The sequence below is a fragment of the Streptomyces sp. NPDC007917 genome (genome assembly GCF_042959105.1).
Classification (GTDB): Bacteria; Actinomycetota; Actinomycetes; order Streptomycetales; family Streptomycetaceae; genus Streptomyces.
Genome location: NZ_JBIBKK010000001.1, coordinates 124,174 through 138,311, shown reverse-complemented (window position 1 = coordinate 138,311; position 14,138 = coordinate 124,174). Strand labels below are relative to the sequence as shown.

Annotated in this window: 10 protein-coding genes; 1 reads left to right on the top strand and 9 read right to left on the bottom strand. The window is 69.7% G+C overall.

Features of this window, described 5'->3' with window-relative positions:
- Window positions 1-43: 43 nt before the first annotated feature.
- The 8 genes from pssA to ACFZDL_RS00565 all read right to left on the bottom strand — a co-directional run bounded on the left by pssA (window position 44) and on the right by ACFZDL_RS00565 (window position 11,075).
- Window positions 44-913 (bottom strand): CDP-diacylglycerol--serine O-phosphatidyltransferase, encoded by an 870-nt coding sequence (pssA, locus tag ACFZDL_RS00600; RefSeq protein WP_353590588.1) that lies wholly within the window; start codon window positions 911-913, stop codon window positions 44-46.
- Complete coding sequence (locus ACFZDL_RS00595) at window positions 900-1,556, bottom strand: phosphatidylserine decarboxylase (protein WP_353590587.1); 657 nt, start codon at window positions 1,554-1,556, stop codon at window positions 900-902. Before ACFZDL_RS00595 ends, pssA begins: the two co-directional genes overlap by 14 nt.
- A gap of 181 nt (window positions 1,557-1,737) precedes the next feature.
- Window positions 1,738-2,949, bottom strand: coding sequence for an acyl-CoA dehydrogenase family protein (locus tag ACFZDL_RS00590; protein ID WP_353590586.1), 1,212 nt, complete (start codon window positions 2,947-2,949; stop codon window positions 1,738-1,740).
- A 1-nt stretch (window position 2,950) separates the two neighbouring features.
- Window positions 2,951-3,469 (bottom strand): MaoC family dehydratase, encoded by a 519-nt coding sequence (locus tag ACFZDL_RS00585; protein WP_353590585.1) that lies wholly within the window; start codon window positions 3,467-3,469, stop codon window positions 2,951-2,953.
- Between the two features lie 5 nt (window positions 3,470-3,474).
- Window positions 3,475-4,446 carry a CoA ester lyase gene (locus ACFZDL_RS00580; protein ID WP_353590583.1) on the bottom strand — a complete coding sequence of 324 codons (972 nt, stop codon included), beginning with the start codon at window positions 4,444-4,446 and terminating at the stop codon, window positions 3,475-3,477.
- Window positions 4,443-6,479 carry a protein meaA gene (locus ACFZDL_RS00575; protein WP_353590582.1) on the bottom strand — a complete coding sequence of 679 codons (2,037 nt, stop codon included), beginning with the start codon at window positions 6,477-6,479 and terminating at the stop codon, window positions 4,443-4,445. The genes ACFZDL_RS00580 and ACFZDL_RS00575 overlap by 4 nt, the downstream gene beginning before the upstream one ends.
- Window positions 6,476-7,837, bottom strand: coding sequence for a crotonyl-CoA carboxylase/reductase (ccrA, locus tag ACFZDL_RS00570; protein ID WP_353590581.1), 1,362 nt, complete (start codon window positions 7,835-7,837; stop codon window positions 6,476-6,478). Before ccrA ends, ACFZDL_RS00575 begins: the two co-directional genes overlap by 4 nt.
- A 376-nt stretch (window positions 7,838-8,213) precedes the next feature.
- The gene (locus ACFZDL_RS00565; protein WP_353590580.1) at window positions 8,214-11,075 is read right to left on the bottom strand and encodes a Tat pathway signal sequence domain protein; all 2,862 of its coding nucleotides are present in this window, start codon (window positions 11,073-11,075) and stop codon (window positions 8,214-8,216) included.
- 184 nt (window positions 11,076-11,259) lie between these two features.
- Here ACFZDL_RS00565 and ACFZDL_RS00560 point away from each other — a divergent pair, with 184 nt between their 5' ends.
- Window positions 11,260-13,110 carry a glycoside hydrolase family 97 catalytic domain-containing protein gene (locus ACFZDL_RS00560; protein WP_353590579.1) on the top strand — a complete coding sequence of 617 codons (1,851 nt, stop codon included), beginning with the start codon at window positions 11,260-11,262 and terminating at the stop codon, window positions 13,108-13,110.
- Between the two features lie 106 nt (window positions 13,111-13,216).
- Here ACFZDL_RS00560 and ACFZDL_RS00555 read toward each other — a convergent pair whose 3' ends face one another.
- Window positions 13,217-14,041: a TetR family transcriptional regulator gene (locus tag ACFZDL_RS00555; protein WP_353590578.1), complete on the bottom strand. Its 825-nt coding sequence runs from the start codon at window positions 14,039-14,041 to the stop codon at window positions 13,217-13,219.
- Window positions 14,042-14,138 lie beyond the last annotated feature (97 nt).

Genomic DNA, 14,138 nt, shown 5'->3' with positions numbered 1-14,138 from the left:
CGGGCCCGCCCCGTTTTTGTAGGCCGAAATGCCTGATCCCGCGCTACGGCAGCTGTGCCGTCCTGGCCTCGCGGCGGTTGTCGCGGAAGGCGTTGACCCGGCGGGCCATGGCGAAGAGGGGGATCACCGCGCCGAGGACCAGCTGCAGGGCGCAGGCGGTCTGGAGCAGCAGCTCGCCGCCGGGGGCCTCGAAGGCCCAGGCCGCCAGGAGGGCCATGCTGGTGACGATCCAGCTCAGCATGGCGACCGCGAGCCGGCCCCGGGGCTTGGGGTACTCCACCCGGCTCACCATCAGCCAGGCGACGCCGACGATCGCCAGCAGTGTGGGGACGAACGGCAGGCCCAGCAGTACCACCGACACCACGGTCAGCGCGCCGAAGGGGCTCGGCATGCCCTGGAAGACCCCGTCGGGCATGGTCACGCAGGAGAATCTCGCAAGCCGTAGCACCACCGCCAGCAGCACCACGATCGCGGCGACCGCCGACACCCGCTGGTACGCGTCGGGGGCGGCGACCATGCCCCACACCACCACGAAGTACGCGGGGGCGAGCCCGAAGCTGATCAGGTCGGAGAGGTTGTCCAGCTCCGCGCCCATCGCCGAGCTGCGCAGCTTGCGCGCGACGAGCCCGTCGAACAGGTCGAAGACGGAGGCGAGCAGCATCAGCATGACCGCGGAGGCGGCGCTGTGCCGGGTCATGCCGCCGTCCTCGCTTCCCGTCAGGTGCGGGATGAGGACGCCGGTGGTGGTGAAGTACACCGCGAGGAAGCCGCAGGTCGCGTTTCCGAGGGTGAGCGTGTCCGCTATCGACAGGCGCGTCGACAGCGGCATGTCGTCCGTCTCGTCGATGTCCTCGTCCACCTCGGCCCCGGGGACCCAGGTGGCGGCCTGTGCCTCGGGATCAGTGACGGTCAATTCGAGTCACCCCCGCTGTGGTGGCCTGGCCGACCTCGACCGCGACGTCGATGCCCTTGGGGAGGTAGATGTCGACGCGCGAACCGAAGCGGATGAGGCCGATCCGCTCGCCCTGCTCCACCTTGGTGCCCTGGGGCACGTACGGCACGATGCGCCGGGCCACGGCCCCGGCGATCTGCACCATCTCGATGTCGCCGAGCTCGGTGTCGAAGTGCCAGACGACCCGCTCGTTGTTCTCGCTCTCCTTGTTGAACGCGGGAACGAAGCCGCCGGGGATGTGCTCGACGGAGGTCACGGTGCCGGCCAGCGGGGCGCGGTTGACGTGGACGTTCAGCGGGCTCATGAAGATGGCGACGCGGGTGCGCCCGTCCTTCCACGGCATGATGCTCTGCACCACGCCGTCGGCCGGTGAGATGACCCGGCCCTGAGCGATCTCTCGCTCGGGGTCGCGGAAGAACCACAGCATGCCCGCCGCGAGAGCGGTGGCGGGCACGGCGACCGCCGCCCAGCGTCCGGAGCGGCGGGCGCGAGTGAGGCTGACCGCCGCGGTGGCGACGGTCGGGAGGAGCCACGGCGACGCTCCGCGCGCGAGGCGTACGCCGGCCAGGCTGTCGCGAGGTGCAGAGGATTGGCTGTGGGGCATGGATGACCTTCGTAGCGGAGGGTGCCGCGACATGAGACTGGGGACGGCGGCTTTCCGGGATCGTATCGGTTGCGAGCGGTAACTGGGCAAGCGCCGGGGCCTGTCGGTGGCTGAAGTCTCCCCGGCATGGTGTGATCTTCTTCTCTCGGCTACCACCGCAATACCATGCCAAAAGGTACATTCAGCCGTTGATTCGGTACTCCTCCAGCAGTCGTCGTCCGATAATCATTTTCTGGATCTCGGCGGTGCCTTCGCCGATGAGAAGCATCGGGGCTTCGCGGTACAGGCGCTCGATCTCATACTCCTTGGAGAAGCCGTAGCCGCCATGGATGCGGAAGGCGTCCTCCACGACCTCCTTGCAGTACTCGGAGGCCAGGTATTTGGCCATCCCCGCCTCCAGGTCATTGCGCCGGCCCGAGTCCTTCTTGCGGGCCGCGTTGACCATCATCGCATGCGCCGCCTCGACCTTTGTGGCCATTTCGGCCAGTTTGAACTGGATGGCCTGATGTTGTGCGATGGGTTTGCCGAAGGTGTGCCGCTGCTGTGCATATGCAACGCCGAGCTCGAAGGCGCGGCGCGCCACACCGCAGCCACGGGCCGCCACATTGACCCGCCCGACCTCCACTCCGTCCATCATTTGGTAAAAACCGCGACCGGAGGTGCCGCCGAGGACACGATCCGCCGGAATGCGCAGTCCGTCCAGGATGAGCTCGGTGGTGTCGACACCCTTGTAGCCCATCTTCTCGATCTTGCCGGGGATGGTGAGCCCGGGGCGTACCTCGCCGAAGCCCGGCTCCTTCTCCACCAGGAAGGTGGTCATGGACTTGTGCGGGGCCGGCGCCTCGCCCGCCGGGTCCGTCTCGTCCGTCCGGCACAGCACCGCCACCACCGTGGAGGTGCCGCCGTTGGTCAGCCACATCTTCTGGCCGGTGAGCAGGTAGTCGTCGCCGTCCCGGACGCCCTTGGTGGTGATCGCGGACACATCCGAGCCCAGGCCGGGCTCCGACATCGAGAAGGCGCCGCGGATCTCGCCCAGCGCCATCTTGGGCAGGAAGTACTCCTTCTGTTCCTGGGTGCCGTGCTGCTTGAGCATGTATGCGACAATGAAGTGGGTGTTGATGATGCCGGACACGCTCATCCAGCCGCGCGCGATCTCCTCCACGCACAGCGCGTAGGTCAGCAGCGACTCGCCGAGCCCCCCGTACTCCTCGGGGATCATCAGCCCGAAGACGCCGAGCTCCTTGAGGCCCTCGACGATCTGGGCCGGGTACTCGTCGCGGTGCTCCAGCTCGGTCGCTACCGGCAGGATCTCTTTGTCGACGAAGTCCCTGACGGTGGCCAGGATCTCCTGCTGGACGTCCGTCAGGCCGTCGGTCTGCGCGAGGCGGCTCATCTCAGTCCTCTCCCAGCTCGGAGGAGACGGGCGGCCGACCGGGCTGCTCCCCGCCCCGCTCCTTGATGTACGTCGCCGTCGGCACCATCACCTTGCGCCGGAAGACGCAGACGAGCGTGCCGTCCTGCTTGTAGCCCTTGGTCTCCACATGGACCACGCCCCGGTCGGGCTTGGACTTCGACGGGGTCTTGCCGAGCACCGTCGTCTCGCCGTAGATCGTGTCGCCGTGGAAGGTGGGCGCGACGTGCCGCAGCGACTCGATCTCCAGATTGGCGATGGCCTTGCCGGAGACGTCCGGCACCGACATGCCGAGCAGCAGCGAGTAGACGTAGTTCCCGACCACCACGTTCTGGCCGAAGTCGGTCGTCTTCTCGGCGTAGTTGGCGTCCAGGTGGAGCGGGTGGTGGTTCATGGTGAGCAGACAGAAGAGGTGGTCGTCGTACTCGGTGACGGTCTTCCCCGGCCAGTGCCGGTAGACATCGCCCACCGTGAACTCCTCGTAGGTGCGGCCGAACTGCATGGCGCTCACCCCTCCGGGGCTTCGAAGCGGGAGGTACGGGCCATGCCGGCGGCCCGGCCCTTGCCGGCGATCACCAGCGCCATCTTGCGGCTGGCCTCGTCGATCATCTCGTCGCCGAGCATCGCCGAGCCCTTTTTGCCGCCCGCCTCGGACGTGTAGTACTCGTACGCGTCCAGGATCAGCTCGGCGTGGTCGTAGTCCTCCTGCGAGGGCGAGAAGACCTCGTTGGCGGCCTCGACCTGGCCCGGGTGCAGCACCCACTTGCCGTCGAAGCCGAGCGCGGCGGCGCGGCCGGCCACCTCGCGGAACCCGTCCACGTTCTTGATCTGCAGATACGGGCCGTCGATCGCCTGGAGGTCGTTGGCGCGGGCGGCCATCAGGATCTTCATCAGGATGTAGTGGTAGGCGTCGGCCGGGTAGCCGGGCGGCTGCTCGCCCACGACCAGCGACTTCATATTGATCGACGCCATGAAGTCGGCCGGGCCGAAGATGATCGTCTCGATGCGCGGGGAGGCCTGCGCGATCTCGTTGACGTTGTTCAGGCCCTGGGCGTTCTCGATCTGCGCCTCGATGCCGATCCGGCCGACCTCGAACCCCATCGTCTTCTCGATCTGCGTCAGCAGCAGATCGAGCGCGACGACCTGCTCGGCGCTCTGCACCTTCGGCAGCATGATGCAGTCGAGGTTGGGGCCCGCGCCCTCCACCACCGTCACGACGTCGCGGTACGTCCACTCGGTCGTCCAGTCGTTGACGCGCACCACCCGGGTCTTGCCCGTCCAGTCGCCCTCGTTGAGGTACTTGACGACGGTGTGCCGCGCCTCGGGCTTGGCCAGCGGCGCACACGCGTCCTCCAGGTCCAGGAAGACCTGGTCGGCGGCCAGGCCCTGGGCCTTCTCCAGGAAGCGCGGATTGCTCCCGGGGACCGCGAGGCAGGAGCGGCGCGGACGCAGGCGGTTGATGGGGGACGGCGCGGTCATACGGGGACCTCCAGGGGGTCGAGGCGGTTCGCGGTGCGGATCTCGTCGACGATACGACCGATGATCTCTGTGATACCGAAGTCCTTCGGGGTGAAGACGGCCGCCACTCCGGCCTCGCGCAGCGCGGCGGCGTCCGCGGCCGGGATGATCCCGCCGACGATCACCGGGATGTCGGGCGCCCCGGCCGCGCGCAGCCGGGCCAGTACGTCCGGCACCAGCTCGGCGTGCGAGCCGGAGAGGATGGACAGGCCGACGCAGTGCACGTCCTCGGCGACGGCCGCCGAGACGATCTGCTCGGGGGTGAGCCTGATCCCCTGGTAGATCACCTCGAAGCCGGCGTCCCTGGCCCGTACGGCGATCTGCTCGGCGCCGTTGCTGTGCCCGTCCAGGCCGGGCTTGCCGACCAGCAGCCGCAGCTTGCCGGCGCCGAGGTCGGCGGCGGTCGCGGCGGCCTTCGCGCGGACCGCGGCGAGCGGGCTGCCCTCCTCGGCGGCGACCGCCACGGGCGCCCCGCCGACCCCGGTCGGGGCGCGGAACTCGCCGAACACGTCCCGCAGTGCCCAGGCCCACTCGCCCGTGGTGACGCCCGCGCGGGCGCACTCCAGGGTGGCGGCCATCAGGTTGTCGCTGCCCGCGGCGGCCTTCTTGAGCGCGGCCAGGGCGTCCTGGGCCCGGCGCTCCTCGCGCCTCTCGCGCCAGGCGACCAGTGCACGGACCACCCGCGCCTCGTTCGAAGGGTCCACCGTCATGATCGCGGTGTCCAGGTCGGCGGTGAGCGGATTGGGCTCGGTGGACTCGTAGCAGTTGACGCCGACGATCTTCTCCTCGCCCGCCTCGATGCGCGCCCTGCGCTCGGCGTGCGAGGCGACCAGCCGCGCCTTGAGATAGCCGGACTCGACGGCGGCCATGGCCCCGCCCATCTCCTGGATACGCTCGATCTCGGCCAGCGCGGCCTCGACGAGGGCGTCCACCTCGGCCTCGATGACGTGCGAGCCGGCGAAGATGTCGTCGTACTCCAGCAGATCGCTCTCATGGGCGAGGACCTGCTGGATGCGCAGCGACCACTGCTGGTCCCAGGGGCGCGGCAGCCCCAGCGCCTCGTTCCAGGCCGGGAGCTGTACGGCGCGGGCGCGGGCGTCCTTGGAGAGGGTGACCGCCAGCATCTCCAGCACGATGCGCTGGACGTTGTTCTCCGGCTGGGCCTCGGTCAGCCCGAGGGAGTTGACCTGGACGCCGTAGCGGAAGCGGCGGTGTTTGGGGTCCTGGACGCCGTAGCGCTCCAGGGTGATCCGGTCCCAGATGCGGCCGAAGGCGCGCATCTTGCACATCTCCTCGATGAACCGGACGCCCGCGTTCACGAAGAAGGAGATACGGGCCACCACATCGCCGAAGCGCTCCTCGGGCACCTGTCCACAGGCCCGTACGGCGTCCAGCACGGCGATCGCGGTGGACATCGCGTAGGCGATCTCCTGCACCGGGGTGGCCCCTGCCTCCTGCAGGTGGTAGCTGCAGATGTTGATCGGGTTCCACTTGGGGATGGCGCCGACCGTGTACGCGATCATGTCGGTGGTCAGCCGCAGGCTCGGCCCGGGCGGGAAGACATGCGTCCCGCGCGACAGGTACTCCTTGACGATGTCGTTCTGGGTGGTGCCCTGCAGCGCCGCGACGTCCGCGCCCTGCTCCTCCGCGACCACCTGGTACAGCGCCAGCAGCCACATGGCGGTGGCGTTGATGGTCATGGAGGTGTTCATCCGCTCCAGCGGGATGTCCTGGAACAGCCGCCGCATGTCCCCGAGGTGGCAGACCGGGACGCCGACCCGGCCCACCTCGCCGCGGGCCAGGATGTGGTCCGGGTCGTAGCCGGTCTGGGTGGGCAGGTCGAAGGCGACGGACAGACCGGTCTGGCCCTTGGCGAGGTTGCTCCGGTACAGCTCGTTGGAGGCCTCGGCGGAGGAGTGTCCGGCGTAGGTCCGCATGAGCCACGGCCGGTCCCTCTTCCGCCGTTCCTCTCCCCGCTCCTCGCCCGGCGTCATGCGGCGTCCCGGAAGATGTTGATGGCGTCGATGTGGCGCTCGCGCAGCTCCGGGTCGCGGACGCCCAGGCCCTCCTGGGGGGCCAGGCACAGGACGCCGACCTTGCCCTGGTGGACGTTGCGGTGGACGTCGTGGGCGGCCTGGCCGGTCTCCTCCAGCGGGTACACCTTCGACAGCGTCGGGTGGATCTTGCCCTTGGCGATCAGCCGGTTGGCCTCCCAGGCCTCGCGGTAGTTGGCGAAGTGGGAGCCGACGATGCGCTTGAGCGACATCCACAGGTAGCGGTTGTCGTACTCGTGGGTGTAGCCGGACGTGGACGCGCAGGTGACGATGGTGCCGCCCTTGCGGGTCACGTAGACGCTCGCGCCGAAGGTCTCCCGGCCGGGGTGCTCGAAGACGATGTCGACGTCCTCGCCGCCGGTCAGCTCGCGGATGCGCTTGCCGAAGCGCTTCCACTCCTTCGGGTCCTGGGTGTGTTCGTCCTTCCAGAACCTGTAGTCCTCGGCGCTGCGGTCGATGATCGCCTCGGCGCCCATGGCCCGGCAGATCTCGGCCTTGCGGGGCGAGGAGACCACACAGATCGGGGTGGCGCCGCCGGCGAGGGCGAACTGGGTGGCGTAAGAGCCGAGCCCGCCGCTGGCGCCCCAGATCAGCACGTTGTCGCCCTGTTTCATCCCGGCGCCGTTGCGGGAGACCAGCTGCCGGTACGCGGTCGAGTTGACCAGCCCGGGGGCGGCCGCCTCCTCCCAGCTCAGGTGCCTGGGCTTGGGCATGAGCTGGTTGGACTTGACCAGCGCGAGCTCGGCGAGGCCGCCGAAGTTGGTCTCGAAGCCCCAGATGCGCTGCTCGGGGTCGAGCATGGTGTCGTCGTGGCCGTCCGCGGACTCCAGCTCGACGGACAGGCAGTGTGCGACGACCTCGTCGCCGGGCCGCCAGATGTTCACGCCCGGACCGGTGCGCAGCACGACGCCCGCGAGGTCGGAGCCGATGATGTGGTACGGCAGGTCGTGCCGCTTGGCGAGCGGGGAGAGCCTGCCGTACCGCTCCAGGAAGCCGAAGGTGGGCAGCGGCTCGAAGATCGAGGTCCACACGGAGTTGTAGTTGACGGAGCTGGCCATGACGGCCACCAGCGCCTCGCCGGGGCCGAGTTCGGGCACCGGCACCTCGTCCACGTGCAGTGACTTGCGGGGGTCCTTCTCCTTGGTGGTCTGGCCGGCGAACATCTCGGCCTCGTCCTTGTGCACGGTCACCGCGCGGTACGACTCGGGGACCGGCAGGGCGGCGAAGTCCGCGGGCCCCAGCGCGGGGCCGTGGTCGGGCGCTGTCGACGCCAGGATCGCGTCCAGGATTTCGTTCATCGGTGCCTCCGGCGAAGCGTCGGGGGACGCTTGAGGGAACGCTGGGCTCATTGACGGTTGCTGCGTTGCTGCTGGTGCCGTCGGTTCGGCGGAGGTGGTGCTGAGCGGCGCGCGGGTAGCGCGGAGGTGCCTGGTGACGCAGGCGGTCCGGGCGCGCGAAGCGGGCGTGCGGGGACAGCCGGCGCACAGTGGTTTTCTGTGCGTCGTCCACCCGGACACCCTCACCGTATGGCACCCTGTGCCAGCTCGCAAGACACTGCGTGCCAACAAATTCTCTCAGTTGTCATCTTGAGTGCACACATGAGCGGGCAACGGCCGTCCCGGAAGGGACGGCCGTTGCGTTCGGTGTGTGATGGTGTGCGAACAGGTATCGGCTTCAGCTGCTCTTTTCCAGCGTGAGCGCGAAGATGTGCGCCCTCGCGGTCCCCGACGGGGCGCCCAGGGCGACGGTGGAGAGCTCCTTGGCCGGGTCCAGCGCCACCTTCTGGTGGAAGATCGCCGCCTTGGTGGACAGCGGGCCGGTGCGGGTGTGGATCTGGCTGGTGCGCACCGCCTCCGTCTCGCCGTACTTCGGCCCCGACAGCCACGCGGTGAGCTTGACGTCCGCCTTCACGGTCGAGCCGTCCGCGTAACCGAACACGGCGGGCACCGTCACATCCCCCGTATCGCCCGAGCCCAGCACATGCAGCTTCGCGTAGGAGCCGGCCGGGACGGAGATCTTCTGACCGGCCGCGACGACGTTGTTGTTCGAGCCCTCGCTGCCGTTGGTGAACGAGAAGGTGATCCCGTCGTCCACGGTCTGCCCGGTCTGCGGCAGCTGGACCATCGGATACGTCCGGCCGGTGCCGTCGAAGTCGCCGTCCCCGTAGTACATCTCGGTGGTGATGGCGTCGTTGTCGAAGTGCCCGGCCAGATCCACCGGGGTGGCCGCGCCCGTCTCCGGCAGCGCCGGCAGCCCCCAGCGCTCGGCGGGCACCGTGACCTTCACTGGCGCGATCTCGAAGTCCGGCCGCGACCCCGCCGGGTACACCACCGCCTCCTCGTCCCGGTCCAGCTCCAGCTCGATCACCCCGTCGGCCACCTCACGCCACGTCGGCGCGGGCCCGTCGACCCCGGCCACCGTGACCCGCCCGGCGATCGAGTGCCGGACCTTGCACGGCTCCCCGGCCAGGCTGCGCACCCGCACCCAGCGCGTCGTACCGCCCCTGCGCACCCCGCTGACCAGGAACGCGCCCTGGGTGCGGAAGTCGTGCAGGGTCACATCCCGCCACTCGCCCGGCACGCCCGGGAAGAAGCGGATGGTGTCGCCCCAGCTCTGGCAGAGCATGTCGTGGATGGACTGCGCGCCCGACAGCGGGGTCTCGATCACCGGACCCGCCTCGTAGTAGTGCGTATTGGGCTGGATGAACCGCGCCACCAGCTCGCGCAGATACTTCAGCGCGTCATCGCCCCGGCCCATCTGGGTGGAGATCGAGGCCGCGCCCGTGAAGCTGTAGCCGCGCAGCGCGCCCTCGAAGCTGATCCAGTGCTCCAGGGAGCGGGCGATCAGGTCGCGGTTCTCCTTCTGGTCCCAGTTGACCAGGTAGAGGGGGTAGACGGAGAGCATGTGGGAGTAGTGGCGGTGCGACTTCGCGAACGGCACCCCGGTGCCGATCATGAAGCCGTTCTCGTCCACCGGGTAGTCCACCAGCTTGTCCAGCACCTCGCGCCACCTCGGCGCCAGCTCGTCGTCCCTGTCCAGCAGTTCGACGGTCTCCAGCAGGGTTTTGCAGCTCCAGCGCAGCAGCGCCAGGTCGTAGTTGCAGTCCGGGGCCGACCCGTACTCGGGGGAGAAGGTCTTCGGCAGATGCAGCCTGCCGTCCGACTGCTCCTGGAGGAAGTGCAGGTAGTAGTTGGTGGAGCGGCGCAGCAGCGGATAGAGCACATCCTCCAGCAGGCCCCGGTCCATGGAGTGCCGGTAGGTCAGCCACACGTTGTGCAGCGCCCACGGCAGATTGCCGACCTCCGGGTCGCCGACGCCCGGGACCGGCACCGAGCCGTTGTCCTCGCACTGCGCGTCCGTGGAGCGGCGCAGTCCGGCCGAATCGGCCTGGTACTCGGGCTTGAGCGCCTTGATCAGGACGTCGGTGTTCTCGGTGAGGGTGCGCGGGATCGCGTCAAGCTCCAGGTGGTTGGAGCCGTGGACCGGCCAGTACTCCAGCTGCACATTGAGGTTCCACCACACCCCGGGCCAGGGCGTGGGCTCCACCCAGGGGCCGGTGGTGGCCATCACGGGGGCGTGCTCACGGGCCGCGCAGGCCAGCTTGTAGAGCTGGATCCAGTAGAAGCTCTGCAGCATGCCGTCGGGGACGGAGATGAAGCTCTTGCGGTAGAAGCGGTGCCACCAGTCGCGGTGCGAGCGCAGCAGGCTGGAGACGGGCAGCGCCGAGGCCTTGCGTACCGTCGTGCGGACCCGGCCCTCCGCGTCCGTGCCGGGGAAGGAGTGCGCCACCGCCAGGTAGTACGTGCGCTCCCGGCCCTTGCCGCGCTCCTTGTACGCACTGGCCGTCTGCCCGCCCGGGACCAGCGACTGGACGGTGATGCCCATCCCGTCCTCGGTGCGGCTGACCGGGGCCGGGTTCGGCTCGAAGCCCGCCGGCGGGTTCTCGCGGACGATCCGCGGGCTGACCGCGGGGGAGGGGCGGTACTCCCAGCGGAAGCCCTCCTCGCCCTCGCTCGCCTCCACGGTGGCCAGCAGCATCGTCCGGTCGTTGTGCACCAGGGCGCGCAGCTTCAGCGTGCCCTTGTCGGTGGTGACCGTGCCGCGCACCTCGGCGTTCCACAGGTCCAGACGCAGATCGACGCCCGTGATCGCGCCGGCCGGGCGCAGCAGCAGATTGCCGACCGGCAGCCGCGCCACGCCCCAGTCGCTGCCGCCCTGGGTGGGGCGGTGGTCCTGGGACTCGCTGTGGTGGACCGTGAAGCGCAGGGCGTTCTCGCCCGGCTCCTGGTAGACGATCGAGCCGAACAGCCCGTTGCCGAGGAAGGGCCCCTCGTACCAGGTGCGCGGCATCCGTTTCCAGAACAGGTCCTGCCCGGCGAGGAACCGCTCCCACTCCCTGTCGGTCCGCATGCCCCGCAGGGCCACGGCCTGCTGGGGCGCCGCCGAGGCCGGCTCGGCGAGGGCGGCCCCCGCCGTCGTCCCGGCGGCCGCGCCGGCCGCCACCCGGCTGAGGAATCCACGTCTGCTGACTGCCATCCTTCGATCAGCTCCGTCCCACGAGACGTCCAGATTGTTCGACCTGTTCGGCAGATTGATCCGATGATTTGGCTAGACGGGAGCGTAGGAACGGGCTAATGATGCGTCAAGACACTGGATAGGTCAGATGTATAGAGCCGCACTCCTGCCGCACCCCCAGAGCCGACTCCATCGGGAGGGAACGTTGCGCGTCATACGATCCAAGGCCACCAGAGCCGCGGCGGCCATCGCCTGCGCCGTGGCCGTCCTCGTACCCCTACAGGCCCAGGCCGAGGGGAAAGCCGGCGGCCACAGCTGGCGGCTGACCGGACAGGGCCAGGTCAGCGGTCAGCTCACCCTGACCAGCGAGGGCGGTCTCACCCTCTCCGCCCAGCACGGCCGCACCACCGTCCTGCGCCCCTCCGCGCTCGGTATCCGCACCGCCGACACCGACTTCAGCACCGGGCTGCGCTACGAAGGGCGCAGCGACCGGCGCATCCACGCGACGTACACGACCGTCAGCGGGCGCCGCACCCACCACACCTCCGACGCCTCCGAGTCCACCTTCACCTTCCGCAAGCAGGGGCGGACCCTCAAGGTCGTCGTCCGGGTCTCCGCCGACGGGCTGGCCTACCGCTACGCGCTGCCCGGCAAGGGCACCGTCACCGTGCTCGGCGAGGCCACCGAGTTCGCCGTCCCGCCCACCGCCGACTCCTTCCTGCTGCCGTACGACAACGGCCGCCAGGACTACGAATCCGCCCACGACCACACCACCGTCGCCGACGCCGAAGGCGGCGACTACGGCTACCCCTCGCTGTTCCACATCGGCGACAGCTGGATGCTCGTCGAGGAAGCCGACCTCAACAGCTCCTACGGCGGCTCCCGCCTCACCCTCGACGCCGCCACCGACCGCTTCGAGCTGACCCTCCCCGACCCCGCCGAGGTCAGCTCCCCCGGCCTCACCACGCCCTGGCGCACCCTGGTCATCGGCGACCTGGCCACCGTCACCGAGAGCGACCTGCCCACCGACCTCGCCGCGCCCTCCAAGGTCGCCGACACCTCCTGGATCAAGCCGGGCAAGGCCGCGTGGTCCTGGTGGTCCGACGGACAGAGCCCGACCAGCCTCGCCGCCCAGAAGAAGTTCGTCGACTTCGCCGCCCGGGAGGGCTGGAGCTACGTCCTCGTCGACTCGGGCTGGAGCAACGACTGGATGCCCGAGCTGACCGCCTACGCCAAGGAGAAGGGCGTCGGCATCTGGCTGTGGGCGCGCTGGCAGACCATCGACGCGCAGAGCGAGCGGGACCGGCTGATGCCGCTGTGGAAGTCCTGGGGCGTGGTCGGGCTGAAGATCGACTTCCTGGAGTCCGACGGGCAGGACCGGATGCGCTGGTACGACGCGGTCTTCAAGGACAGCGCGAAGTACCGGTTCATGCTGAACTTCCACGGCGCCACCATCCCGCGCGGCCAGGAGCGCACCTGGCCCCAGCTGATGAGCACCGAAGCGGTCAAGGGCGCCGAGGGCACCCGCCCCAAGCCCGGCCGCGAACCCTTCCCGGCCGCGCACTACACCACGCTGCCCTTCACCCGTAACCTCATCGGCTCCATGGACTTCACCCCCGTCACCTTCACCGGGGTGCGGCCCACCAGCGACGCGGCGGAGCTCGCGCTGTCCGTGGTGTACGAGTCGGGGGTGCAGCACTTCGCCGACAGCGTCGAGGCGTACGACAGCAGGCCGCTCGCCCGGAAGTTCCTGCGCGACGTGCCCACGGTGTGGGACGAGACCGAGCTCGTCGACGGCGCCCCCGGCGACCGCGCGGTCCTCGCCCGCCGCTCCGGCGACGACTGGTACCTCGGCGCGATCACCTCGGGCGACGCGCGCACGCTGGACGAGCCGCTGAGCTTCCTGGGCACGGGAAAGTGGCGCGCCGAGCTCTACAAGGACGGCGCGGACGGCCAGATCGTCACCGAGACCCAGGAGGTGACGTCCGCCTCCCGGCTGTCGGTGGCCATCCCAAAGAACGGCGGCTTCGCGGTCCGCTTCACGCGGGCGGGGTAGCGGCGGTGCGTTTGCGGTGAGTATGGGACAGCGACACGCCGTGACGTCGGCGTGTCGCTGTCCCATACTCACCGCAAAGTCAGCGGGGACCCGCTGCGGGCGGACGCTACCGCTTGAGGGCCTGCTCGATCGTGCGCATCACCTCGTCCAGCGGGGCGTCCGTGCGGGCGACCATCACCACCACGTCCTCCTCCTCGCCCTTGGACGACACCGTGGCCGCCGGGCGGGTGGGGACGGGGCGGGCGGCGCCGATGCCCGTGCCGAAGGCCTGGCGGACGATGTCGAAGGCGTGGTCGAGCTGCGCCTCCACATCGCCCACGCCACCCGCGCGCAGCCAGCGCCGCAGCACGTGGTTGTGCGCGGTGACCACGGCGGAGGCGGCGACCTCCGCGAGCAGCGGGTCGTCGTCGCCGTCGTGGTGGGCGCCCTCGTCGAAGTGGCCCAGCAGATAGCGGGTGAACAGCCGCTCGTAGCGGGCCACCGAGGCGATCTCGCGCTCCCGCAGGGCGGGCACCTCGCGGGTCAGGCGGTAGCGCTCCACGGAGACCGCGGGGGAGGCGGCGTACATCCGCATGACCTCCTTGATTCCTCGGCACACCGTGTCCAGCGGGTGCTCGTGCGGCGGTGCCGCGTCCAGCACGTCCGAGGCCCGCACCAGTGTGTCGTCGTGGTCCGGGAAGATCGCCTCTTCCTTGGAGCGGAAGTGGCGGAAGAAGGTGCGGCGGGCGACCCCCGCTCTCGCCGCGATCTCGTCGACCGTCGTCGCCTCGTAGCCCTGCGTGGCGAACAACTCCATGGCCGCGGCCGCCAGTTTGCGGCGCATGGTCAGGCGCTGCGCGGAGGCCCGGCGGGCGCCGGCGCTTCCGCTGCCGGTGGAGGAGTTCGAGCGGTTCGTACGCGGCGTACGAGTGGCCTTCAGGGGCTGGGACATGTGGGGAACGTACTGCATTTTCCGGGGGGATGCCCCCTGGACCCCCGGGGCCGCCGGGGCCGCCGGGGGCTCCTGCGGCGGCGGACCCGGCGGGGAG